The sequence below is a fragment of the Streptomyces sp. NPDC018947 genome, from assembly GCF_044390505.1.
In the GTDB taxonomy this organism is placed as follows: Bacteria; Actinomycetota; Actinomycetes; order Streptomycetales; family Streptomycetaceae; genus Streptomyces.
Genome location: NZ_JBIRZD010000004.1, coordinates 46,643 through 73,456, shown reverse-complemented (window position 1 = coordinate 73,456; position 26,814 = coordinate 46,643). Strand labels below are relative to the sequence as shown.

At 73.7% G+C, this 26,814-nt stretch carries 25 protein-coding genes; 14 read left to right on the top strand and 11 right to left on the bottom strand.

The genetic code is table 11. The features are described from left to right. Nucleotides 1-37 precede the first annotated feature (37 nt). Nucleotides 38-2,083 carry an ATP-dependent zinc metalloprotease FtsH gene (ftsH, locus tag ACH499_RS10570; RefSeq protein WP_356207233.1) on the top strand — a complete coding sequence of 682 codons (2,046 nt, stop codon included), beginning with the start codon at nucleotides 38-40 and terminating at the stop codon, nucleotides 2,081-2,083. 121 nt (nucleotides 2,084-2,204) lie between these two features. Then, nucleotides 2,205-2,810: a GTP cyclohydrolase I FolE gene (gene folE / locus ACH499_RS10565; protein WP_356207219.1), complete on the top strand. Its 606-nt coding sequence runs from the start codon at nucleotides 2,205-2,207 to the stop codon at nucleotides 2,808-2,810. Nucleotides 2,811-2,830: 20 nt separating this feature from the next. Here the strand turns inward: folE and ACH499_RS10560 are convergent, their stop codons facing one another. The 6 genes from ACH499_RS10560 to ACH499_RS10535 all read right to left on the bottom strand — a co-directional run bounded on the left by ACH499_RS10560 (nucleotide 2,831) and on the right by ACH499_RS10535 (nucleotide 8,399). Further along, nucleotides 2,831-3,319, bottom strand: coding sequence for a DUF3180 domain-containing protein (locus ACH499_RS10560; RefSeq protein ID WP_356207216.1), 489 nt, complete (start codon nucleotides 3,317-3,319; stop codon nucleotides 2,831-2,833). Between the two features lie 103 nt (nucleotides 3,320-3,422). Beyond that, nucleotides 3,423-4,034 carry a 2-amino-4-hydroxy-6-hydroxymethyldihydropteridine diphosphokinase gene (gene folK / locus ACH499_RS10555; RefSeq protein WP_399014845.1) on the bottom strand — a complete coding sequence of 204 codons (612 nt, stop codon included), beginning with the start codon at nucleotides 4,032-4,034 and terminating at the stop codon, nucleotides 3,423-3,425. After that, on the bottom strand, nucleotides 4,031-4,390 hold the full coding sequence (gene folB, locus ACH499_RS10550; protein WP_356207211.1) for a dihydroneopterin aldolase: 360 nt from the start codon (nucleotides 4,388-4,390) through the stop codon (nucleotides 4,031-4,033). The genes folK and folB overlap by 4 nt, the downstream gene beginning before the upstream one ends. A 282-nt stretch (nucleotides 4,391-4,672) precedes the next feature. Continuing rightward, on the bottom strand, nucleotides 4,673-5,176 hold the full coding sequence (locus ACH499_RS10545) for a nuclear transport factor 2 family protein (RefSeq protein ID WP_399014843.1): 504 nt from the start codon (nucleotides 5,174-5,176) through the stop codon (nucleotides 4,673-4,675). Continuing rightward, nucleotides 5,173-6,063 (bottom strand): dihydropteroate synthase, encoded by an 891-nt coding sequence (folP, locus tag ACH499_RS10540; protein WP_399014840.1) that lies wholly within the window; start codon nucleotides 6,061-6,063, stop codon nucleotides 5,173-5,175. Before folP ends, ACH499_RS10545 begins: the two co-directional genes overlap by 4 nt. A 506-nt stretch (nucleotides 6,064-6,569) precedes the next feature. Next, complete coding sequence (locus tag ACH499_RS10535) at nucleotides 6,570-8,399, bottom strand: phosphatidylglycerol lysyltransferase domain-containing protein (RefSeq protein WP_399014838.1); 1,830 nt, start codon at nucleotides 8,397-8,399, stop codon at nucleotides 6,570-6,572. Between the two features lie 223 nt (nucleotides 8,400-8,622). Here ACH499_RS10535 and ACH499_RS10530 point away from each other — a divergent pair, with 223 nt between their 5' ends. Continuing rightward, the gene (locus tag ACH499_RS10530) at nucleotides 8,623-9,744 is read left to right on the top strand and encodes an alpha/beta hydrolase (protein WP_399014836.1); all 1,122 of its coding nucleotides are present in this window, start codon (nucleotides 8,623-8,625) and stop codon (nucleotides 9,742-9,744) included. A gap of 198 nt (nucleotides 9,745-9,942) precedes the next feature. Next, entirely contained in the window at nucleotides 9,943-11,109 is a 1,167-nt protein-coding gene (locus ACH499_RS10525; protein WP_399014833.1) for a hypothetical protein, read from the top strand. Between the two features lie 22 nt (nucleotides 11,110-11,131). Here ACH499_RS10525 and ACH499_RS10520 read toward each other — a convergent pair whose 3' ends face one another. Both ACH499_RS10520 and ACH499_RS10515 read right to left on the bottom strand, forming a co-directional pair. Beyond that, nucleotides 11,132-12,448: a PH domain-containing protein gene (locus tag ACH499_RS10520; RefSeq protein ID WP_399014831.1), complete on the bottom strand. Its 1,317-nt coding sequence runs from the start codon at nucleotides 12,446-12,448 to the stop codon at nucleotides 11,132-11,134. Then, complete coding sequence (locus ACH499_RS10515) at nucleotides 12,445-12,975, bottom strand: PH domain-containing protein (protein WP_399014829.1); 531 nt, start codon at nucleotides 12,973-12,975, stop codon at nucleotides 12,445-12,447. Before ACH499_RS10515 ends, ACH499_RS10520 begins: the two co-directional genes overlap by 4 nt. 31 nt (nucleotides 12,976-13,006) lie before the next feature. Here ACH499_RS10515 and ACH499_RS10510 point away from each other — a divergent pair, with 31 nt between their 5' ends. After that, nucleotides 13,007-14,158: an NADH-quinone oxidoreductase subunit D gene (locus ACH499_RS10510; RefSeq protein ID WP_356207083.1), complete on the top strand. Its 1,152-nt coding sequence runs from the start codon at nucleotides 13,007-13,009 to the stop codon at nucleotides 14,156-14,158. On the opposite strand, the gene ACH499_RS10505 is transcribed toward ACH499_RS10510, so the two are convergent. After that, complete coding sequence (locus tag ACH499_RS10505; RefSeq protein ID WP_399014826.1) at nucleotides 14,123-15,268, bottom strand: SAM-dependent methyltransferase; 1,146 nt, start codon at nucleotides 15,266-15,268, stop codon at nucleotides 14,123-14,125. The two genes, ACH499_RS10510 and ACH499_RS10505, sit on opposite strands and share 36 nt — an antisense overlap. A 118-nt stretch (nucleotides 15,269-15,386) precedes the next feature. On the opposite strand from ACH499_RS10505, the gene ACH499_RS10500 reads away from it, so the two are divergent. From ACH499_RS10500 to ACH499_RS10490, 3 genes are all read left to right on the top strand, one after another. Then, on the top strand, nucleotides 15,387-16,589 hold the full coding sequence (locus ACH499_RS10500) for a sensor histidine kinase (protein ID WP_399014824.1): 1,203 nt from the start codon (nucleotides 15,387-15,389) through the stop codon (nucleotides 16,587-16,589). A gap of 70 nt (nucleotides 16,590-16,659) precedes the next feature. Further along, the gene (locus tag ACH499_RS10495; protein WP_356207092.1) at nucleotides 16,660-17,334 is read left to right on the top strand and encodes a response regulator transcription factor; all 675 of its coding nucleotides are present in this window, start codon (nucleotides 16,660-16,662) and stop codon (nucleotides 17,332-17,334) included. 41 nt (nucleotides 17,335-17,375) lie between these two features. Next, entirely contained in the window at nucleotides 17,376-18,008 is a 633-nt protein-coding gene (locus ACH499_RS10490; RefSeq protein ID WP_399014822.1) for an AAA family ATPase, read from the top strand. 18 nt (nucleotides 18,009-18,026) lie between these two features. On the opposite strand, the gene ACH499_RS10485 is transcribed toward ACH499_RS10490, so the two are convergent. Then, nucleotides 18,027-19,133, bottom strand: a complete 1,107-nt coding sequence (locus ACH499_RS10485) for a DUF5937 family protein (RefSeq protein ID WP_399014820.1) — start codon at nucleotides 19,131-19,133, stop codon at nucleotides 18,027-18,029. 166 nt (nucleotides 19,134-19,299) lie between these two features. Here ACH499_RS10485 and ACH499_RS10480 point away from each other — a divergent pair, with 166 nt between their 5' ends. Continuing rightward, nucleotides 19,300-19,515: a hypothetical protein gene (locus ACH499_RS10480; protein ID WP_356207101.1), complete on the top strand. Its 216-nt coding sequence runs from the start codon at nucleotides 19,300-19,302 to the stop codon at nucleotides 19,513-19,515. Between the two features lie 84 nt (nucleotides 19,516-19,599). On the opposite strand, the gene ACH499_RS10475 is transcribed toward ACH499_RS10480, so the two are convergent. Then, nucleotides 19,600-20,793 carry a beta-eliminating lyase-related protein gene (locus ACH499_RS10475; RefSeq protein ID WP_356207104.1) on the bottom strand — a complete coding sequence of 398 codons (1,194 nt, stop codon included), beginning with the start codon at nucleotides 20,791-20,793 and terminating at the stop codon, nucleotides 19,600-19,602. 206 nt (nucleotides 20,794-20,999) lie between these two features. Between ACH499_RS10475 and ACH499_RS10470 the strand changes: the two genes are divergently transcribed. From ACH499_RS10470 to ACH499_RS10450, 5 genes are read left to right on the top strand one after another with little or no spacing between them, the layout of a single operon-like run. Next, nucleotides 21,000-21,965 (top strand): DUF2520 domain-containing protein, encoded by a 966-nt coding sequence (locus ACH499_RS10470; protein WP_356207106.1) that lies wholly within the window; start codon nucleotides 21,000-21,002, stop codon nucleotides 21,963-21,965. Beyond that, on the top strand, nucleotides 21,962-22,954 hold the full coding sequence (gene panC, locus ACH499_RS10465; RefSeq protein WP_356207109.1) for a pantoate--beta-alanine ligase: 993 nt from the start codon (nucleotides 21,962-21,964) through the stop codon (nucleotides 22,952-22,954). The genes ACH499_RS10470 and panC overlap by 4 nt, the downstream gene beginning before the upstream one ends. Beyond that, entirely contained in the window at nucleotides 22,951-24,684 is a 1,734-nt protein-coding gene (locus ACH499_RS10460) for an L-aspartate oxidase (RefSeq protein WP_399014817.1), read from the top strand. The genes panC and ACH499_RS10460 overlap by 4 nt, the downstream gene beginning before the upstream one ends. A 2-nt stretch (nucleotides 24,685-24,686) precedes the next feature. Next, nucleotides 24,687-25,667, top strand: a complete 981-nt coding sequence (gene nadC, locus ACH499_RS10455; RefSeq protein WP_356207115.1) for a carboxylating nicotinate-nucleotide diphosphorylase — start codon at nucleotides 24,687-24,689, stop codon at nucleotides 25,665-25,667. Nucleotides 25,668-25,671: 4 nt separating this feature from the next. Next, nucleotides 25,672-26,469 (top strand): type III pantothenate kinase, encoded by a 798-nt coding sequence (locus tag ACH499_RS10450; protein ID WP_007452180.1) that lies wholly within the window; start codon nucleotides 25,672-25,674, stop codon nucleotides 26,467-26,469. Nucleotides 26,470-26,814 lie beyond the last annotated feature (345 nt).

Below are 26,814 nucleotides of genomic sequence, written 5' to 3'. Positions count from 1 at the left end.
TATGGCAGGAGGGACGGGGCGGCACCGCTCCGTGTGGATGGACGTGAAGCGATACTTCCGTGGGCCGGTCATGTGGATCGTGCTGGCCGTCCTTGCCGTGGTCGTGTTGATGCAGGTCGTCGGCTCGTCCGGCGGCTACAAGACGGTGGACACGGGCCAGGTCGTCCAGGCGATCAACGACAACAAGGTCGAGTCGGCCAAACTGACCACCGGTGACGAGCAGACCATCAAGGTCCAGCTCAAGGACGGCGAAAAGATCAAGGGCAGCTCGAAGATCCAGGCGAGCTACATCGGCGATCAGGGCGTGACCATCGCGGGCACGCTGCAGAACAAGTACCAGGACAAGCAGATCCCCGACGGCTACACCGTGTCGCCGTCCAAGCAGAACGCGTTCGTCGGCATCCTGCTCTCCCTGCTGCCGTTCGTCCTGATCGTGGTCGTCTTCCTGTTCCTGATGAATCAGATGCAGGGCGGCGGCTCCCGGGTCATGAACTTCGGCAAGTCCAAGGCGAAGCTCATCACCAAGGACACCCCGAAGACGACGTTCTCCGACGTCGCCGGATCCGACGAGGCCGTCGAGGAGCTCCACGAGATCAAGGAGTTCCTCCAGGAGCCGGCCAAGTTCCAGGCCGTCGGCGCCAAGATCCCCAAGGGCGTGCTGCTGTACGGCCCGCCCGGTACCGGCAAGACCCTGCTCGCGCGCGCCGTCGCGGGCGAGGCGGGCGTGCCGTTCTACTCGATCTCCGGTTCCGACTTCGTCGAGATGTTCGTCGGTGTCGGTGCCTCCCGGGTGCGCGACCTGTTCGAGCAGGCCAAGGCGAACGCCCCGGCCATCGTCTTCGTCGACGAGATCGACGCGGTCGGCCGCCACCGCGGCGCCGGCCTCGGCGGCGGTCACGACGAGCGCGAGCAGACCCTGAACCAGCTCCTCGTCGAGATGGACGGCTTCGACGTCAAGGGCGGCGTGATCCTCATCGCCGCGACGAACCGGCCCGACATCCTCGACCCGGCGCTGCTGCGCCCGGGCCGCTTCGACCGGCAGATCGCCGTCGACCGGCCGGACATGCAGGGCCGTCTGGAGATCCTCAAGGTCCACCAGAAGGGCAAGCCGGTCGCCCCGGACGTCGACCTGTCGGCCGTCGCCCGCCGTACGCCCGGCATGACCGGTGCCGATCTCGCCAACGTGCTGAACGAGGCCGCCCTGCTGACGGCCCGCAGCGACCAGAAGCTGATCGACAACCACATGCTGGACGAGGCGATCGACCGCGTGGTCGCGGGCCCGCAGAAGCGGACCCGGATCATGTCGGACAAGGAGAAGAAGATCACCGCGTACCACGAGGGCGGTCACGCCCTGGTCGCGGCGGCTTCCCCGAACTCCGACCCGGTGCACAAGATCACGATCCTCTCCCGCGGCCGCGCCCTCGGCTACACGATGGTGCTCCCGGACGAGGACAAGTACTCGACCACGCGCAACGAGATGCTCGACCAGCTCGCCTACATGCTGGGCGGCCGGGCGGCCGAGGAACTGGTCTTCCACGACCCGACGACGGGTGCCGCCAACGACATCGAGAAGGCCACCGGTCTGGCCCGCGCGATGGTCACGCAGTACGGCATGACCGAGCGCCTCGGCGCGATCAAGTTCGGCGGCGACAACACCGAGCCCTTCCTCGGCCGTGAGATGGCGCACCAGCGCGACTACTCGGAAGAGGTCGCCGCGCTGGTCGACGAAGAGGTCAAGAAGCTCATCGAGACGGCGCACAACGAGGCCTGGGAGATCCTGGTCGAGAACCGCGACGTCCTCGACAACCTCGTCCTCGCGCTGCTGGAGAAGGAGACGCTCGGCAAGGAGGAGATCGCCGAGATCTTCGCCCCGATCGTCAAGCGCCCGCCCCGGCCCGCCTGGACCGGTTCCTCCCGTCGCACCCCCTCGACCCGTCCGCCGGTGCTCTCCCCCAAGGAGCTGGCGCTGACGAACGGGGCGAACGGCGCGACGGCGGCCATCTCCACCGCCAAGAGCACGGCGGCCGAGCCGGCCACCGCCCCGGCACCGGAACGAGCCCCGGAGGACCGCCCGGAGAGCTGACCCAGGCCCTCCCCGCGGCCCCACCAGGCCCGGAATGTATGCCGCGCCCCCCAGGTTCTAGCCTTGGGGGGCGCGGCATTCCCTTATGCCGACATGCCAGAAGACAGGAACGAGGCACGACATGACCGACCCCGTGACGCTCGACGGCCAGGGCCCGATCGGTGAGTTCGACGAGAAGCGGGCCGAGAACGCCGTCCGCGAACTGCTGATCGCGGTCGGCGAGGACCCGGACCGCGAGGGCCTGCGCGAGACGCCGGGGCGGGTGGCGCGGGCGTACAAGGAGATATTCGCGGGGCTCTGGCAGCAGCCCGAGGACGTGCTGACGACGACGTTCGACCTGGGACACGACGAGATGGTCCTCGTGAAGGACATCGAGGTGTTCAGCACGTGTGAGCACCATCTCGTCCCCTTCAGGGGCGTCGCCCACGTCGGGTACATCCCGTCCACCAGCGGCAAGATCACGGGTCTGTCCAAGCTGGCCCGCCTCGTGGACGTCTACGCTCGCCGTCCTCAGGTGCAGGAACGGCTCACCACGCAGATCGCGGACTCCCTGATGGAGATCCTGGACCCGCGCGGCGTGATCGTCGTCGTGGAGTGCGAGCACATGTGCATGTCGATGCGCGGTATCCGCAAGCCGGGTGCCAAGACCCTCACGTCGGCGGTGCGGGGGCAGCTCCGTGACCCCGCTACGCGCAATGAGGCGATGAGCCTGATCATCGGACGCTGAGGCGCCGGCGCCAGGGGCGGTCAGGTGGTGGGGGCGGTGCCCGGGGGGTTTTCGTCTTCGTCGTCGGGGAGGCGGCAGACGCGTTCGAGGAAGAGGGCGGCCGCTATGACGCCGATGCCGGAGACGACCGAGAAACCGGCGTAGATGGCCTGGTCGCGGCGGGCGGGGATGTCGAGGTACTCCAGCAGGAAGACGCACGTGCCGCCGTACATGCCGGCGACGAGGGCCGCGACCAGGGCGCTGGCCTGGCCGAAGACGACCGCGCGCGCCGCCATCAGCGGATCGACGCCCTTGGCGCCGGGGACCCGGTCGCGCTGGGCCTTCAGGCGGGCCCGCAGCGAGAGCGCCGTGGCCAGCAGGACCACGGCGATCAGCGCCAGAACGATGGGGGCGGCGAGGGGGACGCTCGGGAGGGTCCCGATCGAGTTCCACAGGCGGGCGCCCGCCCAGGACAGGACTCCGGCGACCACGAACACGGCGGCCAGCGTCCTGATGCGCAACTCTTTCACGGTGCCCCTTCGTTCCCCCGGATGCCCGGCTGTGGCGCCGGCTGCCGCACGCCCCGGACGGAGGGCGTCCGGCGGCGGACTTCGCTCGTCTCGACCTTAACGACTACTCGGGCAGGTGGAGTTCCAGGTCGGGGCGGGGTGTCACGCCCTCGCGCGTCACCGCCTCCAGGAGCCCGGCGACCGGGCCGTGGCCGGGCAGCTCGGCTCCGGGGTCGAGGTCGTGCCAGGGGGCGAGGACGAAGGCGCGCTCGTGGGCGCGCGGGTGGGGCAGGGTGAGGTGGGGGTCGCCGGAGACCACGTCGGCGTAGGCGATGATGTCGACGTCCAGGGTGCGCGGGCCCCAGCGCTCGTCCCGGACGCGGTGGAAGGCCTCCTCGACGGCGTGCGCCCGCTCCAGGAGGGAGGACGGGGGCAGGGTGGTCTTCAGGACCACGATCGCGTTGAAGTAGGACGGCTGAGTGCCCGGTTCGACGCCCCAGGGCTCCGTCTCGTACACCGGCGAGACGCCTTTGACCCGCACGCCGGGGGTCTCCTCCAGGGCGTCGACGGCGCCCTGGAGGGTCTCCAGGCGGTTGCCGAGGTTGGCGCCGAGGGCGATCACGGCGCGCTTCGGGTTGGACAGGGTGCTGTCGGCGGCGTCCACCCTCTCGACCACGGAGGCGGGTACCGGCTGTACGGTCGGGTCGCTGGGACCGTTGAGGAACGGGACACTCATACACGGCTCCGGATGATGGTGACGGTCACGTCGTCGAAGGGCACCGTGATCGGCGCGTCCGGCTTGTGGACGCAGACCTCGACCTCCTCGACCCCTTCGTGCTTCAGGCAGACCTGGGCGATGCGCTCGGCGAGTGTCTCGACCAGGTTGACGGGCTCGCCCTCGACGACGGCCACGACCTCCTCGGCCACGATGCCGTAGTGCACGGTCTTCGTCAGGTCGTCGTCGGCCGCGGCCGGTCGGGTGTCCAGGCCCAGGACGACGTCCACGAGGAAGGTCTGGCCCTCCTCGCGCTCCTTGGGGAACACACCGTGGTGCCCACGGGCCTTCAGGCCGCGCAGCGCGACACGATCCACACGAATCACTCCTGCAGTCGTCGGTCACGGCCGGGCGGTGCCACGTGCGGGCGGCACGCCGGCCTGACTCGAATCTACCCGCGCGCACCGACAGCACCGGGCCGCGGGGGTCCCGGGCGTGGGCGGGCGCCCGAGATTTCACCCTGCGTTCGCCCTGGCCGGCCCGGCTTGTCACGGGCTGTCGGCCGCTCGTGGCCGGGAGCGCGTGATTCCGGCCACTTCTTCCCTCCGCCCGGTCAGGGGGTGGTGTCCTCGCCGTCCTCGCCGGTTCCTTCCACCCGGTCAGGGGGTGGTGTCCTCGCCGTCCTCGTCGGCGCTCTCCGCGAGGACCGGCGAGGCGTGGTGCGACCAGAGTTTCCAGCCGGAGGGCGTGCGGCGGTACGCGTTGGTGGCGACGACGAGCTGGCCGACGAGCGGTCCGAGCTCGTCGTCGCCCTGCGGGGCGGGACCGCCGCTGAGGATGTTCTCGGTGCAGGTCACCAGGGCGGTGTCGCCGGTGACGGAGACGTGCACGTCGGTGAGGAAGAACTGGATGTAGTCCGTGTTCGCCATGATCAGCGCGTAGGAGCGCAGGACCTCGCCGCGGCCGGTGAGGACCGGCCAGCCGGGGTGCACGCAGGAGACCACGCCGGCGTCGGCCGGGTCGTGGTACGTCTCGTCGATGCCCAGGTCGGACGGGGCGAGCCAGAGCTCGGACACCTTCTCGAAGTCGCCCTGCTCCACTGCCTCGTAGTAGGCGGTGTTGGCGGCCTCGACCTGTTCGACGTCGACGTGAGGGGCGTTCACCGGGCTCCTTCCGGACCTCTGCCCGGGGTGCGGGCCCCTTCGACGGCGCGTGCGACCCGGACGGCGTCCGCGGTCGCGCGCACCTCGTGGACACGTACGGCCCACGCGCCGGCCTGCGCGGCGAGCGCGGAGACGGCGGCGGTGGCGGCGTCGCGCTCCCGCGCGGGGGGCGGGGTGGCCTCGGGGCCGGCGAGGACGCGGCCGAGGAAGCGCTTGCGGGAGGCGGCGACGAGGAGGGGGTGGCCGAGGGCCAGCAGGCGGTCCAGGTGGGCGAGGAGGACGAGGTCGTGGTCGGCGTCCTTGGAGAAGCCGAGGCCGGGGTCGACGACGATGCGGTCGGCCGCGATGCCGCCGTCCATGACGGCCTCCACGCGCGCGCGGAGTTCGTCGACGACCTCGGTGACGACGTCCGCGTAGGTGCCGCGGATGTTGCCGCCCTCCAGGAAGCCGCGCCAGTGCATGACGACGAAGGGGGCGTCGGCGTCGGCGACGACCGGGATCATGCGGGGGTCGGCGAGGCCGCCGCTGACGTCGTTGACCAGGGCGGCGCCGGCCGCGAGGGCCTGCTCGGCGACGGAGGCGCGCATCGTGTCCACGGAGATCGTGACGCCCTCGGAGGCCAGGCCGCGGACGACCGGGACGACTCGGCGGAGTTCCTCGTCCTCGTCCACGCGGGTGGCGCCGGGGCGGGTGGACTCGCCGCCGACGTCCACGAGGTCGGCGCCCTGGGCCACGAGGTCCAGGCCGTGCTTGATGGCGGCCGTGGTGTCGAAGAAGCGGCCGCCGTCGGAGAAGGAGTCGGGGGTCACGTTGACGACCCCCATGACCGCACAGCGGTCCCATGCGGTCAGTCCCGCCAGGGGGCGGCGGCCGGTCTGCTTGCTCATGTGTTCAGCGTAGGCCCCCGGGGTGGGGGTGCCTCCGGCGGTGGGGTGGGGTGCCTGCGGCGGGCTGTGCGGGGCGGTGGGGGGTGCGGGTGCCTGCGGCGGGCTGTGCGGGGCGGTGGGGGGTGCGGGTGCCTGCGGCGGCCTGTGCGGGTTCGGTGCGTGGTGGGGTGCCTGCGGCGGCCTGTGCGGGTTTGGTGGGGGTGCGCGTAGCGCGTTCGGTGGTCTTGTGGGTCGGGGCCGGGTCGGGGGGTGTCCGTCCTCGGAACGGCGCGGAATCGGTCGGCCACAGATGTGCCGGCGTTGACGCGCCAACCGCTGCGGGCGGACACCCACCGACCCGTCCCCTTCCCGCCGTACGCGACTGCGGGCCGTCGTCTCCCGACCCCGGCTGACGCCGTCCCGCCCCGGCTGACCGCCCTCCCGCCGTAGCTACGGGCCGCCGCGCCGTCCTGGCTGCGGGCAGTCGGCCGGGCGGTGCCGGATCAGGGAGCCGCCTTCGAGTGGGCTCACGCTGTTCTGGCGTCGCGTTCCGGGACTCGGTGGGGGCACGGGCGGGGGGTGCGGGCGTGGGGGCGGAGGAGGCGGGGGAGGGGTGGGGTGAGGGTGAGGAAGCCCTCCGCCTGCATCGCCGCGAAGCCGATGCGGGGCAGGTCGGCGGGGGCGCGGTAGACGACGAAGCGGGGCTCCCAGCGGGGCTGGAACTTGGCGTTGAACTTGTACAGGGACTCGATCTGGAACCAGCGCGAGAGGAAGACCAGCAGGCCGCGCCACGCCCGCAGCACCGGCCCCGCCCCGATCTTCTCGCCCCGCGCGAGCGCCGCGCGGAACATGGCGAAGTTGAGCGAGACCCGCGCTATGCCCAGCCGCGGGGCGGCCTGGAGCGCGGCCACGATCAGCAGTTCGTTCATGCCGGGGTCGGCCGAGCGGTCGCGGCGCATCAGATCGAGGGAGACGCCGTCGGTGCCCCACGGCACGAAGTGCAGGATCGCCTTGAGGTCGCCGTACTCCCCGGGCTCGGCCTCCGGCTTGTGCGCGGTCGCGACCAGGCAGTCGCCGTCGGCCGGGTCGCCGATGCGGCCCAGGGCCATCGAGAAGCCGCGCTCGGTGTCCGTGCCGCGCCAGTCGTCGGCGGCCCGGCGGATCCGGTCCAGCTCGGTGTCACCGAGGTCGGCCACGCGACGTACCCGGGTCTCGTAACCGGCACGTTCGATGCGCTTGACCATCTGGCGCACGTTGCGCATCGCGCGGCCGGCGAGGGAGAAATCCGCGACGTCCACCACCGCCTCGTCGCCCAGTTCGAGGGCGTCGAGCCCGGTCTCCCGGGTCCACACCTCGCCGCCGGTCTCGGAGCAGCCCATGACGGCGGGCGTCCAGGAATGGGCGCGGGCCTCGTCCATGAAGCGCTCGATGGCGCCCGGCCACGCCTCGACGTCGCCGATCGGGTCGCCGCTGGCCAGCATCACGCCGGAGACGACGCGGTAGGTGACGGCGGCCTTGCCGCTGGGGGAGAAGACGACCGCCTTGTCGCGGCGCAGCGCGAAGTGGCCGAGGGAGTCGCGGCCGCCGTGCTTGGCGAGCAGGGCGCGCAGCCGGGTCTCGTCGTCCCCGGTGAGGCGCGCGGCGGGGTGTTCGGGGCGGAAGGCCAGGTAGATGGTGGTGACGGCGGTGAGCAGGCCGAGGGCGCCGAGGGAGAAGGCGACCGTCCAGGACGTGTTCCCCCGGTAGTCGACGGGGCCCTCGAAGCCGAACAGGCCGTACAGCACGTGCGCGATCCGGTCGGCCAGGCTCGGGTCGCCGACCATGCGGTGGGGGTGGACACTGACGATGATCAGGCCGAGGACGAGCGAGCCCGCGCCCATGAGGACGAAGTTGGCCACCGCCTTCCAGCGGCTGCGCGGGTCGGGCAGGGCCGCGAACTGGTCGCGGTGGCGCAGCAGGGGCGCGAGCAGGGCGAGGGAGATCAGCACGCCGGCGAGCGAGTGCCGGTAGGTGAACTGGGCCACGGCGCCGAACGGCAGCAGCGCCACAGCGGCGCGCCAGGCCCGGCGCTTGCGGCGCTTGAGTCCGTGCGCGAGCAGGAGGAGCAGGACGCCCGCGCTCAGCGAGAGCGCCGCGGCGAACGGGCCGAACGCGCCGGGCAGCACCTCGGCGAGGGCGTGCATACGGCTGTGCCGGAAGCGCGGGAAGACACCCGCGGCGATGTCCAGCAGGCCGACCAGGGTGCATGCTCTGCCGACGAGGACGGGGACGGCCTCCGGGCGCGGGCCGCGCGGCAGCCGGCGTACGGCCGACGGGTCGGCGGTCTTCGGGGCGACCCCCGGAACCGCACCCGACATTTCCTCATCTGTCCTGACAGACATCGCACCCGTAGTTCTGCGAGAGACGGTGGATCCGGGCCCGTTTCGGGCATCCGGCGACATTGCGCCCTCTAGGACGGTGTCTCGGGGAGAGAGGTTCACTCCCCTTCTCAAAGCCCTCTTCAAGGCCGGGGAAAGTTACGGGGCACCCCTCGCGTCCGACGGGGGGCCGGGTGTGCCGTGGGAATGCGGGTGGCGAGGTATGGGTCTGACGAGCAACGGGGTGCTGGCGCTGGCGGTGGTGTGCGGGGTGCTGCTGTTCGCCGGCACGGTGTGGCTGTGGCCCCGGCTGTCGCGGCGCGGCGGGCGTGCCGTCCTGGGACGGATCGGCCTGCTGCTCGCCACCCAGCTCGCGGTCTTCGCCGCGGTCGGCCTGGCCGCCAACCGGTCCTTCGGGTTCTACGCGAGCTGGGCGGACCTGTTCGGGCGGGAGACCGGCCAGGGCGTGGTGGTCGACCACTCGGCGGGGGACGGCGGCCCGCTCCGGGTGGTCGACGTCCGGCGGGTGCCGCAGGCGGGCGGGGCCCGGCCGGAGACCGGCGGGCAGATCCAGAGCGTCAGGATTGTCGGCCGCACGACGCGCATCGCGACGCCCGCCGAGGTGTATTTGCCGCCGGAGTACTTCCAGCAGCGGTACCGCACCCGTACGTTCCCCGTGGCCGTCGTGCTGACGGGGTACCCGGGGACGACCGAGGCGCTGGTGAGCAAGCTGCGCTATCCGCGCACGGCGCTGGACCTGGCCGGAAGCGGCCGGATGCAGCCGATGGTGCTGGTGATGCTGCGGCCCACCGTGGCGCCGCCGCGGGACACGGAGTGCGTGGACGTGCCGGGCGGTCCGCGCACGGAGTCGTTCTTCGCCGAGGACCTTCCCGAGGCCGTCCTCGCCCACTACCGCGTGGGCAGGGGCGCGGGCAGTTGGGGCATCGTGGGCAACTCGACCGGCGGGTACTGCGCGTTGAAGCTCGCGCTGCACCATCCCGGCGTGTACGCCGCCGGTGCCGGGCTCTCCCCGTACTACGACGCCCCGAGCGACCCGACCACGGGCGATCTGTTCCACGGCGACGAGGGGCTGCGCAATCGCGCGGATCTCTGGTGGTACGTCAAGAACACGCCCGCGCAAGCCACTTCGCTCCTCGTCACCAGCAGCAAGTCCGGCGAGACGAACTACAAGGACACGCTGAAGTTCATAGAGCTGGTGAAGGACAAGAAGCCCGCCCGGATCTCATCGATCATCCTCGAAAGGGGCGGGCACAACTTCAATACGTGGCGGCGCGAGATCCCCGCGGCGCTGGAGTGGCTCGGCGGGCGGCTGAGCGCCCGTTGAGAGGCCGCTGGTCAGTGGCGGCCAGGGCGGAGGGGGCGGATCGCGGTGCGTACGGGCGTGAATCCCAGAAATGATCTTGGAGTAATTCGGTTGCCGGTGGGCAAGTGGATTCCCGATGCTCTGTGAACGGCTGCGGTACGGCCGTGTTTTTGCGGGGCGGGGCGCCAAGATTCGCCTACGCGCGGTAAGTTTCTGGCCATGCCACGTGGACGTCACCGTCATTCCCCGCCTCTGCACAGGCTGCTTCCTCCGTCGGCGATCGCAGGCGTATCGGTCGTCTGCGCGTTCAGCCCCTGGGTGTTCAGTGAGGCGGTGATTCTCCGCGCGCTCGCGGGGGCCGCCGCGGTGACGGCGGTCGTCGGCGCGGTCGTCATGCGCCACTGGGACGCCCAGGCCGGCAAGCGCGTCGCCGACCTCACGCGCGCGCGTGCCAGCGACGAGTGGCGCTTCGAGGAGCGGGTCGCCGAACTGGAGTCCGACCTCGACGAGTCGCGCGAGCTGCGCGTGAAGCTGGAGCAGCGGCTGCGGGCCAAGCGCGCGGAGCTGGCGGGCCTGCGCAACGAGCACGCCGCCCTGCTGCGCCGGTACGCCACCGCGGAGACCGAACGCGCCAGCGCGCTGGAGGGCCGCCGCCTGCTGGAGATCGAGGCGACGCCGTCGGCGCCCGCGCTGCCCGCCGCCCGTCCGGCGCCGGAGCAGGAGACCCGTGTGCCCGAGGCCGGTGAAGAGAGGGCCGGGTTCCCCGCCGTGTTCTCCCCGGCGGGGGCCGAGCTGTACCTGCGGGCGAACTCCGCGCTGGCCCGGCTCGCCGGCGACGCGTCCACGGCGGCGGACCAGGAGGCCGGCGACGGTGACGACGGCGGCGACGACGGTGACGGCGGCGGCAAGGGCGGCGGCGAGTCCGCCGCGGCGGCCGAGGCGGCGCGGGAGGAGACCGCCCCGGAGCGGCCCGAGGCGGCCGACGGGCACGAGACCGCCCCCGGCGCCACGCAGTCGGGCCGGCCCGGCGAGCGGTCCGCGCGGACCGGGGAGCAGCCCGCGGCGCACCACCCCGTGCCGGCCGCGGTGGCCGTGGTGCCGGCCGCTCCCGCGCGGCGCCCGGTGGCCGAGGGCGGTTTCGACTTCTTCGGCACGAAGAACGCCAAGGACACCACGGCGTCCCCCGCCGCCCTGGAGGCCGTCCAGAACGAGGATCTCGCCGACGTGGTCGGCCAGGAGGCCCTCGCACTGCACGAGGCCGAGACGGAGGCCGCCTTCAAGCCGGCCGGCGAGGAGTCCCGCGCGGTGGGCCGGGTGATCGACCTGACGGCCCACGACGAGACCGAGCAGATCGACGTACAGGGACTGCGCAGCGCCGCGTCCTGACCAACGCGGGACCGGTGGGGCGCTACGCCATCCACCGGTCCGGCCGCGCGTCGCGCCGCCCCGTCCGCGAGCGTTCCGCCTGCCCGCGCAGCAGCCCCGCCGCCTCTTCGGCGTCCCGCAGCCGCGCGGGCACCGTCTTGTTCGCTCCCGTGTCCACCCGTACGTCGGCGATCCCCAGGGCCCGCTGCCAGGGCCCCTGGGTCAGCCGCACGCTCTGGACCTTGGCGTGCGGCACCAGCGCCAGGCTCCGCCGCAGCAGCCCGTGCCGGGCGGCGAACACCGCGTCGGTGACCACCAGCCGGTGGCCGCGCCACCACAGCGGCAGGTACCAGCGCGAGCGCCCGGGCGGACGCGACAGCGCCGACGGCTCCGGCACGCTCACCCCGGGCAGCACCCGCGCGACGACCGACTCGGCGATCTCGCGCGGGGCGACCGGCAGCAGCACCGAGTTCGACGACCCGGCCACGTCCAGTTCGACCCGGACCCAGCCGCGGAGCCGCCACAGCGGCGGTTCCACGATCCGCACCGTCTGCACCCGGCCCGGCGGCACCGTCTCGTGCGCCCGGTCCAGCAGCCCGTGGTCGATGCGCAGCCCGTCCGGTGACTCGGCCACCGTCCAGTCGTACTCCCCGACGAACCGGCCGACGCTGCTCGCACCCGCCGCGCCCAGCAGCGGCAGCGCGGTCGCCAGGATCGTCCACAGGCTGTGGGTGGCCGTCCACAGCAGCGCCGGTACGACCACGGCGGCGGCCACCGCCACCCACACCCCGACCGTCAGCAGCAGGGAGGCGGCGAGGACGCCGGGCGGCACGCGCAGCAGGTGCCGCGAGGGCGCCTCGCCCACCTCGTGCGCGGTCTCGGGCGCGAAGCCGGCCGCGCGCGCGAGCAGCTCGGCCCGCAGCGCCCGGGCCTCGGCGGCGCCCAGGAAGGCCAGCTCGTCCTTCCTGTCGGCACCTATGACGTCGAGCCTCAGCTTGGCGACCCCGGCGACGCGGGCCAGCAGCGGCTGGGTGACGTCGATGGCCTGGATGCGTTCGAGGCGGATGTGCGCGGTGCGCCGGAAGAGCAGACCGGTACGGATGCGCAGCTCGGTGTCCGTCACCGCGAAGCGGGTGAACCACCAGGTCAGAAAGCCGTACAGGGCGGCGGCCGGGATCAGCGCGGCCAGGCCGAGCAGCAGCGTGGTGGTGGTCAGCCGCGCCAGTTGGCGCTGCGTCTGGTCGGGGTCGTGCACGGCCCAGCCGATGACCACGGCGACCGGTGCCCACGCCCGCCGCAGCGGCGTGACGGGATGCAGCCGGCGTTCGGTCGTCCCGTCGCCGGCGCCCGGGGCGCTCACAGCCCCGCCGACCGGGCCTCGCCCAGCTCGGTGAGTCGGTCGCGCAGCCGTTCCGCCTCCTTCGGGTCCAGGCCCGGGACGGCCGCGTCGCTCGCGGCGGCGGCCGTGTGCAACTGCACGCGGGCCAGCCCGAAGTGCCGCTCGACCGGACCCGACTTCACCTCGACGAGCTGCATCCGGCCGTACGGCACGACGGTCTCCTTCCGCCACAGCACGCCCCGGCTGATCAGCAGGTCGTCGGCGCGCTCGGCGTACCGCCAGGAGCGCCAGTTGCGTTCCAGCATCCTCCAGCCCCAGACCAGCAGGGCTGGCGGCAGCAGCGCCGAGGCAGCCCAGGCGGGTGCCAGGAGCAGGGCGGGCACGATGCCGGCGGCGATCGTCAGCAGCCCCGTCCACACCACCAGCAACAGCCGCCGCATCCGCAGCAGTCCCGGCGGCAGCCCGGTCCACACCGGCTCGTCCGCCACCGCACCGGCCCCGCCGGTCGCCCCCGCCGTGCCCGTGCCGTCCGGGCTCCCCGTCTCCATGGGGCCAGCGTACGTAGGGGAGACTGTGGTCATGACTCCTACGACGGAGACCACGGTCGGTATCGGCGGCGCCGCGGAGAGCACCGACATGGTGCTCAACATCGGCCCCCAGCACCCGTCCACGCACGGCGTGCTGCGGCTGCGGCTCGTCCTGGACGGCGAGCGGATCACGAGCGCGGAGCCCGTGATCGGCTACATGCACCGCGGCGCGGAGAAGCTGTTCGAGGCCCGTGACTACCGTCAGATCATCGTGCTCGCCAACCGGCACGACTGGCTGTCGGCGTTCTCCAACGAGCTGGGCGTCGTCCTCGCCGTCGAGCGGATGCTCGGCATGGAGGTCCCCCCGCGCGCGGTGTGGACGCGGACGCTGCTCGCGGAGCTGAACCGGGTCCTCAACCACCTGATGTTCCTCGGGTCGTACCCGCTGGAGCTGGGCGGCATCACGCCGGTCTTCTACGCCTTCCGGGAGCGGGAGGTCCTCCAGAACGTCATGGAGGAGGTCTCCGGCGGGCGCATGCACTACATGTTCAACCGCGTCGGCGGCCTCAAGGAGGACCTGCCGTCCGGCTGGGCGGCACGCGCGCGTGCCGCCGTCGCCGCCGTGCGCTCCCGCATGGACGTCTTCGACGACCTGGTGCTCGGCAACGAGATCTTCCGTGGCCGCACGCGCGGGGTGGGCGCCCTGAGCGCCGGGGCCGTGCACGCGTACGGCGTCAGCGGGCCCATCGCCCGCGCCTCCGGCGTCGACTTCGACCTGCGCCGCGACGAGCCGTACCTGGCCTACGGCGAACTCCAGGACACCCTGAAGGTCGTCACCCGGACCGAGGGCGACTGCCTCGCCCGCTTCGAGTGCCTCCTGGAGCAGACGCACAACGCCCTCGACCTCGCCGACGCCTGCCTGGACCGCCTCGCCGGGCTGCCGCCCGGCCCGATCAACCAGCGGCTGCCCAAGGTGCTGAAGGCGCCCGAGGGCCACACGTACGCGTGGACCGAGAACCCCCTCGGCATCAACGGCTACTACCTGGTCAGCAAGGGCGAGAAGACCCCGTACCGGCTGAAGCTGCGCTCGGCCTCCTACAACAACATCCAGGCGCTCACCGAGCTGCTGCCCGGGACGCTGGTCGCGGACATGGTGGCGATCCTGGGGTCACTGTTCTTCGTCGTCGGGGACATCGACAAGTAGCCGGTCGGCGTCGAGGGGCCCCACCGGCTGGACGAGCCACACGAAGTCGCCGAGGCCGCCCGGAGCGATCAGCTCGGCGGCCTGTGAGGCACCCGCGAGGGCGCGCAGGTACGCCGCCGGGTCGGTGGAGGCGAGCGCCAGCGGGGGGCGTGCGCCCGCGACACCGAGGGCGCGCAAGGCGTCGCGCTGGGGGAGCAGCCGGGCGGCGGGGAGCGCGTGCGCCGGTGTGTGCGCCGACCCGTGCCGATCGCGCCCCGCTTCCCGCTCGTCCGGGCCGGTGTCCGCCCCTCCCGCCGCCCCCGGGGCCTTCGCGCACGCGTCCAGTGCCACATGCGCGGTGATGTCGCAGGAGCCGTCCGGCACCGGACGCGTCTCCCGGCCCTCCCGGAACCCGGTGAGCGTGCCGAACGGCGGGCGGGTGTCCCTCGTGTGGGCGTAGTCGGCGGCCACGGCCAGCCCTCGGCGGAGCGTCGAGACGGCGGCCGCCCACGCCGTGTCGCGGGGGTGCCCGATCTCGGCGCGCAGCCCCTCCTCCGCCGGCAGCGGCCACCACCGCGCCAGCCACGCCGCGTCGGCCCCGTCCACCGGCTCCCCGAGCCGCTCCGTCCCGTCGCCCCGGACGAGCACCCGCCGCGCCACGCCGCCGTCGTCCACCTCCGCCACGTCCACCGGGACGTTGTCCAGCCACTCGTTGGCGAACAGCAGCCCCGTCACCTCGCACGGCGGTTCGGCCAGCCACGCGACGCGCGGGTCGAGCCCGTCGGGGCGTCCCGCGACCTCGACGGCGTACGCGCGGGTGCGCGCGGCCACGCCGGCGGGCAGCGCGGCCAGCACCCCGGTGACCAGCTCACCGCGCCCTGCGGCCATGTCCACGAAGTCCAGTGACGCGGGCCGGCCCAGCGCGGCGTCGACCCGGCACAGCAGGTGCGCCACGGCCCCGGCGAACAGCGGCGACGCGTGCACGGACGTACGGAAGTGCCCGGCGGGCCCCTCCGGTCCCCTGTAGAACCCCTCCGGTCCGTACAGGGCCTCGGCCGTGGCCTCACGCCAGCCCCGCCAGCCTCCTTCGGCCACCCACGCCTCTCCGGTCACCGCTGTTCTCGCCGTCACAGGGCCAGGCTAGGCGTACAGGGGAGCGGAGCCTCCACCTTGCGGAGTACGCGCGCGGTGCGGGGATCGGCCCTTCGGTTGACCCCTGCACCTATTCCGCTTCCCTACGCTGGGTTACGTGCAGCGCCTCTACGATTTCCTCCGCAGACACCCGACCGGGGTCGACTGTTTCTGGGCCCTTGTCCTGCTCGGGATCTCCCTGACGTCCGTCGCCCCGCGGCAGGAGGAGCCCGGGACGGCCGTCACGGCGCTGATCGTCCCCCTCGCGGTGCTGCTCTGCCTGGTGATCGCGCTGCGCCGGCGGATGCCGGAGAAGATGCTGCTGCTGGGCGCCGCGCTCGGCGTGGGCCAGCTCGCGCTGGACGTCGCCACGATGCCCGCCGACTTCGCCCTGCTGGTGATCGTCTACACGGTGGCCGCGACCGGCGCCCGCTGGGCCTCCCGGGTCGCGCTCACGATGGGCCTGTGCGCGGCGCCCCTCGCGCAGCTCCGCTGGCCCAGCGACCACACGGGCATAGCGGGCAACATCGCCATAACGGTCTTCCAGGCGGTGCCGTTCGCCCTCGCCTGGGTGCTCGGCGACTCCATCCGCACCCGCCGCGCCTACTTCGCCCAGCTCGAGGAGCGGGCCGCCCGGCTGGAGAAGGAGCGCGAGGCCCAGGCCAAGGTCGCCGTCGCCGCGGAGCGGGCCCGGATCGCGCGGGAACTGCACGACGTCGTCGCGCACAACGTCTCCGTGATGGTGGTGCAGGCCGACGGTGCCGCCTACGTCCTGGACGCGGCGCCCGACCAGGCGAAGAAGGCCCTGGAGACCATCTCCTCCACCGGTCGGCAGGCCCTGGCCGAGATGCGCCGCCTGCTCGGCGTGCTGCGCACCGGCGAGCACCAGGAGGCCGGGGAGTACGTCCCGCAGCCCGACGTCCAGCAGATCGAGGAACTGGTCGAGCAGTGCCGCACCTCCGGGCTGCCCGTCGACTTCAAGGTGGAGGGCACCCCGCGCCCGCTGCCCAGCGGCGTCGAGCTGACCGCGTACCGCATCGTGCAGGAGGCGCTCACCAACACCCGCAAGCACGGCGGGCCCAACGCGGGGGCGAGCGTGCGCCTGGTCTACTTCGACGACGGACTCGGCCTGCTCATCGAGGACGACGGCAAGGGCGCCCCGCACGAGCTGTACGAGGAGGGCGGCTTCGACGGCCAGGGCCACGGCCTGATCGGCATGCGGGAACGCATCGGCATGGTCGGTGGGACCCTGGACGCGGGTCCGCGGCCCGGCGGAGGCTTCCGCATCAGCGCCCTGCTGCCGCTGAAGCCCGCCCACTGACCTGCGCGCCCGTCCCGCACCGCCCGGCACCTGTCACGACCACCCGCCCCAGCAGGAGAACGGAAGACCCATGACCATCCGCGTGATGCTCGTCGACGACCAGGTGCTGCTGCGCACCGGCTTCCGGATGGTGCTGGCCGCCCAGCCGGACATGGAGGTCGTCGCGGAGGCGGGCGACGGCGTCGAGGCCCTCCAGGTGCTGCGGTCGACCGCCGTGGACGTGGTCCTGATGGACGTCCGCATGCCCAAGCTGGACGGGGTGGAGGCCACCAGCCGGATCTGCGCGGACCCGGCCGCGCCGAAGGTGCTGATCCTGACCACCTTCGACCTCGACGAGTACGCCTTCTCGGCGCTGAAGGCGGGCGCCTCCGGTTTCATGCTCAAGGACGTGCCGCCCGGCGAGCTGCTCGCCGCGATCCGTTCCGTGCACAGCGGCGACGCCGTGGTGGCCCCCTCGACCACCCGCCGGCTCCTCGACCGGTTCGCGCCGATGCTGCCCGCCGCCGGCCGGCAGCCCCGGCACAAGGAACTGCAGCGGCTCACCGAACGCGAGCGGGAGGTGATGGTGCTGGTCGCGCAGGGGCTGTCCAACGGGGAGATCGCGGCCCGGCTCGTGCTGTCCGAGGCGACCGTGAAGACGCACGTCGGCCGCATCCTCACCAAGCTCGGCCTGCGCGACCGGGTGCAGGTGGTGGTCCTCGCCTACGAGACCGGGCTGGTGCGGGCCGGCGGCGGACACGGCTGAGAACGCCCCGGCGCGGCCCCGGCGTCGGTAGGGTGCCGCGCATGCTGCTGTGGATCAACGGCCCCTTCGGGGGCGGCAAGACACAGACCGCGCACGAGATACGCCGCCGACTGCCCGGGAGCGTCGTCTGCGACCCCGAGCACGCCGGTTTCGGTCTGCGCCGCATGATGCCGCCCGGACTGCGGGGCGACTTCCAGGACCTGGTGTCCTGGCGGCAGGGCGTGGTGGAGGTCCTCGACCTGGCCCTGACCCGGCACGACGGTGTGGTGATCGCGCCCATGACGGTGACCGAGCCGGCGTACTTCGCCGAGACCGTCGGACGGCTGCGCGAACTCGGCCACGACGTCCACCACTTCACGCTCCTCGCCGAACGCGAGACCGTCCTGGGGCGGCTGCGCGAGCGCGGGCTCGTGCGGGCCCTGCGGTTCGTCGTCGGGAGGGACACCGGGCCGCGCCGCGAGAGCTGGGCCGTGGAGAAGCTCGACCACTGCCTGGAGCGGCTGCGCGAGCCGGAGTTCGCCGAGCACCTGTGGACGGACCGCACGACCGTGCCCAAGACGGCGGACCGGATCGCCGTCCTGGCCGGGCTCACCCTGGAACCCCACCGCGGGGGCGCGCTGCGGACCCGGCTGCGGCAGGCGGGCGTGGGGCTGCGTCACATCCGCTTCGACTGACCGGCGCGGGGGGGCGCGTCAGCGGAGTATGCCCTCCAGGAAGTCGCTGCCCAGCCGGGCCACCACGGTGACGTCGAGCTGGTGCAGGACGTACCGCCCGCGGCGGCGCGTGGTGATCAGGCCGGCCTTCTTGAGGACGCCCAGGTGCCGGGATATCTCCGGCGGCGTCATGCCGTGCGCCTGGGCCAGCTCGCTCGTCGTGTACGCGCTGCGGGCCAGATGGCGGCAGATCCGCATGCGCACCGGGTGGGACAGCGCGGTCATCCGCAGGGTGAGCTGCTCGACCGAGGGCGGCGAGACGGGTTCGGCGGCGCCGACGGGGTAGTGCAGGACCGGCTGCCAGCCGTACCGGTGCAGGACCGACAGGTGCGGCCATCCGAAGCTGGTGGGCAGCAGCATCAGGCCGCCGTCCCCGGTGACCGTACGGCCGTCGCCCAGCTTGTCGACGGTGATCAGACCCGCCGCCTCGTCCAGCTTCACCGCCGGGGACACCGCGGCCAGCGCCGCGGCGAGGCCCTTGCGCCGCAGCAGCTCCGTCTTGTGCCGGGCGTCGGCCGCGAGCTGGTGGCGCAGCCGGGACCAGGCGTCCGCGAAGAACGCCTCGTCGCAGTCCCGCAGGAACTGGCGCAGCCAGTCCCGGATGCGCGGCGGGTCGGCCAGCAGCCGCTCGCTGAAGCGCACTTGCCGGGGCCCGCGGGCCGCTGCCAGGTCCAGGGCCCGTCGGCGCAGCACGCCGTCGGAGAGCGCGGAGGCGCCCCGGGTGCCGTAGGGCATGGCGCAGGTGAACTCCAGCGCCGCGTCGACGAACTGCTCGTCCGACAGCTTGTCCAGCAGGTCCAGGTCCTCGGCGAGGGTGGCGCCGGGGAGCGTGCTGGCGCCGGGGATGCCGGCGAACGGCAGGAAGAGGTCCGAGAACGTCGTCCGCCACAGGAAGTCGGCCTCGCACATCCGGTCGGCCAGGTGCGGGTCGAGCCGGGCGGTGACACCCGTCACCCAGCCCTGGAGCCCCGGGTGGTGGCCCGGCTCGGACAGCGCGTGCAGCGCCATGCACAGCTCGGCCAGGGGCGAGGGCACGACGGCGACCCTCTCCGGCCGCAGCCCCGCGATGTCGATGCGCACACTCATGCCCCCATGGTGCACGCCCCCACCGACAACCCGGCCGTGGATTGACCGCCCCCGTCAATCGACGCGACGCCTCCGGTGCGCCCGGAGCACTCTGGGGCGTCCGGGGCTGCCGCGGAGCCCGACATCCCGACCCGAGTCCCTTCTTGCCCCGAGAGGGCGGTCCGCCATGAGCGTCACCCAGCAGTACCTCCTCGACACCTACCGCGCCGGGCGGCTCGGCGAGCCCGCGCCGCCCGCGCCCGGCACCCACGACGCGCGGGTCGTGCGCGAGTGGCGCGACCGGCGCCGGTTCCGGGCGGTTCTCGCCGGCCGACCCGCCGAGGGCCGCGTACGGAGCCTGCTGCGCCGGTGGCGGTCCCTGCCCCCGCGTTCGGCCGGCTGACCCCGGACGCCCGTTCGTACCGGGCGTGCTGCCGACCCGCGGGGCGTGCGGTCGGCGGGACCCTCCGCCCCGCGGGCCGTGCGGTCAGCGGGGGAGCCGTGCGACGAAGTCCGCGACGGCCGCCCGCACGTCGTCGGCCGTCCACGCGAGACCCGGCGCGCCCACCCCGACCTCGGTGACGGCGATCCCCGGACCGGCCTCGTCCCACGGCGCGGAGAACAGCACGGTGCCCGTCTCCTCGCCCTGCCGGAGCGCGGCCTCACCGACGACGTCGGGCTCGTACGGCAGCCAGACCTGGAACTCGTGGGTGTGCGGCACCTCCGGGTGCACCCGCGCCCACGGCACCCCGGCCGCCGCGAGGCCCTCGCGCAGCGCGGCGGCCACCACGCGCGCGTGCGTCACGTACTCCGGCAGCCGGGGCAGCTCCCGCCGGAGGCCGGCCAGCGCCGACAGGGCCGTGGGGAACTGCTGGAACACGGTGCCGCCGTACCGGTGCCGCCATGCCCTCGCCTCCTCCACGAGGGTGCGGGGACCGGCCAGGGCGGCGCCCCCGTAGCCCTTGAGGGACTTGTAGAACGAGACGTACACGCTGTCCGCGAGGCCCGCGATCTCGTCCAGGGGGCGGCCGAAGTGCACCGTGGACTCCCACAGGCGGGCCCCGTCGAAGTGGACCACCGCGTCGCGCTCCCGTGCCGCGTCGACGAGGCCGGTCAGCTCCTCCCAGGTGGGCAGCAGGTAACCGGCCTCCCGCAGCGGGAGCTCCAGCATCAGCGCGCCGAACGGCTCCTCGAAGTCGCGCACCTCCTCGGCGGAGGGCTGCCGGGGCTCGCTGGTCAGCCGCACCGGGCGCAGGCCGCCGACCCGGCTGAAGGCGTTCCGCTCGTGCACCTCGGGGTGGCCGAGGCCGTGCAGGGCGACCACCGGGTTGCCGGTGCGGCCCGCCCAGCAGCGCAGCGCCACCTGCTGGGCCATGGTGCCGGTCGGGAAGAAGACGGCGGCCTCGTGGCCGAGCAGGGCGGCCGTCCGCCGCTCCAGCGCCTCCACCACGCCGTCGCCGTACACGTCCGACGACTCGTCCAGGTCGTACAGCTCCTCGGCGCCGTCGAGCAGGCCCATCCGGTCCCGCAGGCTGTCGACGAAACCCGGCCGCGCGAGCAGGCGCTTCGCGCCGCGATGCACCGCCACGCGCCGCGCGCGCGTGCGCCGGTGCCGCTCCTCCGGCGACTCGCTCCGCTCCGGCCGCTCCGCCGTGTCCCCGGTCTCCCCTGTGTCGGTCATGCCGGGATCATGCCGTGCGGAGGGCGGCCGGGGCACGCGGTTTCCGCCCGCGCAGTGCGCCCGCGCGCGGGAGCGCCCGACCCGCGCAGGGCTCCACAAAAACCCACAGCCTGTGGACAACCGGACGTCCCCGGAACCAATCGCGTTAACATGACGAGAAATCGTCCGGTACCCCGAGCGGACTGGAACGGGAAGGCCGCCGTCGCGTGAACACAACCCCACAGCCAGACCCCAGGGACCGCCCCGCGCGGCTCACGGTAGGCGTCGTCGGCGCCGGACGCGTGGGCCCCGCGCTGGCCGCGTCCCTCCAGCTCGCCGGGCACCGTCCGGTGGCCGTCTCCGGGGTCTCCGACGCCTCCAGACGACGTGCCGCGGCCCTTCTGCCCGACGTGCCCCTCATGACGCCCGCCGAGGTCCTCGCCCACGCCGAGCTGGTGCTGCTGACCGTCCCTGACGACGCCCTGCCCGGACTGGTCGCCGGCCTCGCCGAGACCGGCGCCGTGCGCCCGGGCCAGCTCCTCGTGCACACCTCCGGGCGGTACGGATCCAGGGTGCTGGACCCCGCGCTGCGTGCCGGCGCCCTGCCGCTCGCCCTGCACCCGGCGATGACCTTCACCGGCACCCCGGTGGACGTCCAGCGCCTGGCCGGCTGCTCCTTCGGCGTCACCGCCCCCGAGGAACTGCGGCTGGCCGCCGAGGCCCTGGTCATCGAGATGGGCGGCGAGCCCGAGTGGATCGCCGAGGACAAGCGCCCGCTCTACCACGCGGCGCTCGCCCTGGGCGCCAACCACCTGGTCACCCTGGTCGCCCAGTCCATGGAGCTGCTGCGCACCGCCGGCGTCGAGGCCCCCGACCGCATGCTCGGCCCGCTGCTCGGCGCCGCCCTGGACAACGCCCTGCGCTCCGGCGACGCCGCGCTGACCGGTCCCGTCGCGCGCGGGGACGCGGGCACGGTCGCCGCGCACATCACGCAACTGCGCACGCATGCCCCGCAGGCCGTCGCCGGCTACGTGGCGATGGCCCGGGCGACGGCCGACCGCGCACTGGACCACGGGCTGCTCAAGCCCGAACTCGCGGAAGACCTGCTCGGGGTACTCGCCGACGGGAGCGACCCGGCCGGCCGCGCCGACGGAACCGACGGGAACAACGGCACCGAGGGAGACGCCCGATGACCACCACCCTGCTGCGCACCGCGGAGGAACTGCACGCGCGCGTACGTCACGGTCGCCGGGCCGTCGTGATGACCATGGGCGCCCTCCACGAGGGACACGCCACCCTGATCCGCACGGCCCGGCGGGCCGCCGGCCCCGACGGCGAGGTGGTCGTCACCGTCTTCGTCAACCCGCTCCAGTTCGGCGCCGGGGAGGACCTCGACCGCTACCCGCGCACCCTGGACGCCGATGTGAAGATCGCCGAGCAGGCGGGCGCGGACGTCGTCTTCGCCCCCTCCGTGGAGGAGGTCTACCCGGGCGGGGAGCCCCAGGTCCGCGTCACGGCGGGCCCCATGGGCGAGCGCCTGGAGGGTGCCTCGCGCCCCGGCCACTTCGACGGCATGCTCACCGTCGTCGCCAAGCTGCTCCACCTCACCCGCCCCGACCTGGCCCTGTACGGCCAGAAGGACGCCCAGCAGCTCGCCCTGATCCGCCGCATGGTCCGCGACCTGAACTTCGGCGTGGAGATCGTCGGCGTGCCCACCGTGCGCGAGGACGACGGCCTGGCCCTCTCCAGCCGCAACCGCTACCTCTCGCCCGCCGAGCGCCGCACCGCCCTCGCGCTCTCCCAGGCCCTGTTCGCCGGCCTCGACCGGCACGCCGCCCAGGAGGCGCTGCGCGCGCGGGCCCGCGAAGTGCCCGCCACGCGTGCGCGTGCCGAGGCGCTCAGCGCGCTCGGCGAGTCCCGCGCGGCGGCCGACGCCCACGCCGTCGCCACCTCCGTCCCCGGCGGCGCCACCGCCGTCCGCGCCGCCGCCGGCCTGGTCCTGGACGAGGCCGCCCGCCTCGACCCGCCGCTGGAGCTGGACTACCTCGCCCTGGTCGACCCGTCCGACTTCACCGAGATCGGCGACGACCACACCGGAGAGGCCGTCCTCGCCGTCGCCGCCCGCGTCGGCGCGACCCGGCTGATCGACAACGTCCCCCTGACCTTCGGAGCCGCCTCGTGACCAGCACAGGCATACGACTGCACGCCCCCGCCCCCGGCTGGGCCATCGCCGCGGACGTGGTCGTCGTCGGCTCCGGGGTCGCCGGGCTCACCGCGGCGCTGCGCTGCGAGGCCGCCGGCCTGAACACGGTCGTCGTCACCAAGGCCCGCCTCGACGACGGCTCCACCCGCTGGGCGCAGGGCGGCATCGCGGCCGCCCTCGGCGAGGGCGACACCCCCGAGCAGCACCTGGACGACACCCTCGTGGCCGGCGCCGGCCTGTGCGACACGGAAGCCGTCCGCCTCCTGGTCACCGAGGGCCCCGACGCCGTCCGGCGGCTCATCGAGACCGGCGCGCACTTCGACGAGTCGTCCGAGGGCGGCCTCGCCCTCACCCGCGAGGGCGGCCACCACCGCCGCCGCATCGCCCACGCGGGCGGCGACGCCACGGGCGCGGAGATCTCCCGCGCCCTGGTCGAGGCGGTACGCGCGCGGGGAGTGCGCACCATCGAGAACGCCCTCGTCCTTGACCTCCTGACGGACGCCGAGGGCCGCACGGCCGGCGTCACCCTGCACGTCATGGGCGAGGGCCAGCACGACGGCGTCGGGGCGGTCCACGCGCCCGCCGTGGTCCTGGCGACCGGCGGCATGGGCCAGGTCTTCTCCGCGACGACCAACCCGTCCGTCTCGACGGGCGACGGCGTCGCGCTCGCCCTGCGCGCGGGCGCCGAGGTCAGCGACCTCGAGTTCGTCCAGTTCCACCCCACGGTGCTCTTTCTCGGCCCGGACGCGGAGGGCCAGCAGCCCCTGGTCTCCGAGGCGGTACGCGGTGAGGGCGCCCACCTGGTGGACGCCGACGGCGTGCGCTTCATGCTCGGGCAGCACGAACTCGCCGAACTCGCCCCCCGCGACATCGTCGCCAAGGGCATCACGCGCCGCATGCAGGAGCAGGGCGCCGAGCACATGTACCTCGACGCGCGCCACTTCGGCGCGCGGATGTGGGAGCAGCGGTTCCCGACCATCCTCGCCGCCTGCCGCGCCCACGGCATCGACCCGGTCACCGAGCCGATCCCGGTCGCCCCGGCCGCCCACTACGCGTCCGGCGGCATCCGCACCGACTCCCGGGGCCGCACCACGGTGCCCGGCCTGTACGCGTGCGGCGAGGTCGCCTGCACGGGTGTGCACGGCGCCAACCGGCTGGCCTCCAACTCGCTCCTCGAAGGGCTGGTCTACGCCGAGCGCATCGCCGCCGACGTGGTCGCGGGCCACGCGGACGGCACCCTCCACGCGGGCGCGGCGGCGCCCGTGCCGCAGCCGGCCCAGCCGGCGCACCCCCTCCTGCCGTCCGAGGACCGCTTCGCCATCCAGCGGATCATGACCGAGGGCGCGGGCGTCCTGCGCTCGGCCGACTCCCTCGCGCGGGCGGCGGACCGGCTGCACCGGCTCCACACCGAGGCCCGCGAGGCGCTGCACGAGAACGGCAAGACGGCCGAGCCCGGCGTCGACACCTGGGAGGCCACCAACCTCCTGTGCGTGGCCCGCGTCCTGGTCGCCGCGGCGGCGCGGCGCGAGGAGACGCGGGGCTGCCACTGGCGGGAGGACCACGCGGACCGGGACGACACCACGTGGCGCCGCCACATCGTCGTACGGCTGAATCCCGACCGCACCCTCGCCGTGGACACCACGCAGACCGCAGACTTTCCCCCGACCACCCCGAGCCCCCAGCCGGCGCAGCGTCCCCAGGAGCAGTGACAGTGAACACCCCCGATCTTCCCCTCGCCTCCAGCGGAGGCTGCGGCGACGGCTGCGCCTGCGGCGCGGACACCGACGAGGCGACGTACCTGGAGTGCGGCCTCGACCCCGCGCTCGCGGCACTCCTGCTGGAGTCCGGACTCGACCCCGTGGAGGTCGAGGACATCGCGAACGTCGCCCTCCAGGAGGACCTCGCCCACGGCGTGGACGTGACGACGGTCGCCACCATCCCCGAGGACGCGGTGGCCACCGCGGACTTCACCGCGCGCGAGGCGGGCGTCGTGGCGGGCCTCAGGGTCGCCGAGGCGGTCCTGTCGATCGTCGCCACGGACGAGTTCGAGGTGGAGCGCCACGTGGCGGACGGCGACCGCGTGGAGCCCGGCCAGAAGCTCCTGTCGGTCACCACCCGCACCCGCGACCTGCTCACCGCCGAGCGCAGCGCGCTCAACCTCCTGTGCCGCCTGTCGGGCATCGCCACCGCCACGCGCGCGTGGGCGGACGCCCTGGAGGGCACGAAGGCCCGGGTCCGCGACACCCGCAAGACCACGCCGGGCCTGCGCTCCCTGGAGAAGTTCGCGGTGCGCTGCGGCGGCGGCGTCAACCACCGCATGTCCCTCTCGGACGCGGCGCTGGTCAAGGACAACCACGTGGTCGCCGCCGGCGGCGTGGCGGCGGCCTTCCGCGCGGTCCGCGAGCGCTTCCCGGACGTCCCCATCGAGGTCGAGGTCGACACCCTGCACCAGCTCCGCGAGGTCCTGGACGCGGGCGCCGACCTGATCCTGCTGGACAACTTCACGCCGGGGGAGTGCGAGGAGGCGGTGGCCCTGGTCGAGGGCCGCGCCGCCCTGGAGGCGTCCGGCCGCCTGACCCTCGCCAACGCCAAGGCCTACGCCGAGACGGGCGTCGACTACCTGGCCGTGGGAGCCCTCACCCACAGCTCGCCCGTCCTGGACATCGGGCTGGACCTGCGGGAAGCGGAGTAGAGGCATGCTGCTGACGATCGACGTGGGCAACACCCACACCGTCCTCGGCCTCTTCGACGGCGAGGACATCGTGGAGCACTGGCGCATCTCCACCGACTCGCGCCGCACGGCCGACGAGCTGGCGGTCCTCCTCCAGGGCCTGATGGGTATGCACCCGCTGCTCGGCGAGGAACTGGGCGACGGCATCGACGGCATCGCCATCTGCGCGACGGTCCCCTCGGTCCTGCACGAACTGCGCGAGGTCACCCGCCGCTACTACGGCGACGTCCCCGCGGTCCTCGTGGAGCCGGGCGTCAAGACCGGCGTCCCCATCCTCACGGACCACCCCAAGGAGGTCGGTGCCGACCGCATCATCAACGCCGTCGCCGCGGTCGAGCTGTACGGCGGCCCGGCGATCGTCGTGGACTTCGGTACGGCGACGACGTTCGACGCGGTGAGCGCGCGCGGGGAGTACATCGGCGGGGTCATCGCGCCCGGCATAGAGATCTCCGTCGAGGCACTCGGCGTGAAGGGCGCGCAGCTCCGCAAGATCGAGGTGGCGCGGCCGCGGAGTGTGATCGGCAAGAACACGGTGGAGGCGATGCAGTCCGGCATCGTCTACGGCTTCGCCGGCCAGGTCGACGGCGTCGTCAACCGCATGGCCCGCGAGCTGGCCGACGACCCGGACGACGTCACGGTCATCGCGACGGGGGGTCTGGCGCCGATGGTCCTGGGCGAGTCGTCGGTCATCGACGAGCACGAGCCGTGGCTGACGCTGATGGGGCTCCGCCTGGTCTACGAACGCAACGTGTCCCGCATGTAGCTGCCACCGGCCCAGCGGCGCCCGGCGCGGGTGCGCGGCCCGGCGTTTCCTGGACGCCCGGCGTCGGTACGGGCGCGGGGGTGGGTCGCGCGCCCGGCGCTACGGGGTGCCTCCCCCACCCTCGGCTTCGCTCGAGCGGGGGACCCCCACCGCCCACCCGTGCCGCCCCAGCGGGAGGGCGGTCAGCCGGGGCGGTTCGGCGGGAGCCGGGGTCGGGCGACGACGGCCCGCAGCCGCGTACGGCGGGAAGGGGACGGGTCGGGGGGTGTCCGCCCGCAGCGGTTGGCGCGTCAACGCCGGCACTTCTGTGGCCGACCGATTCCGCGCCGTTCCGAGGACGGACAC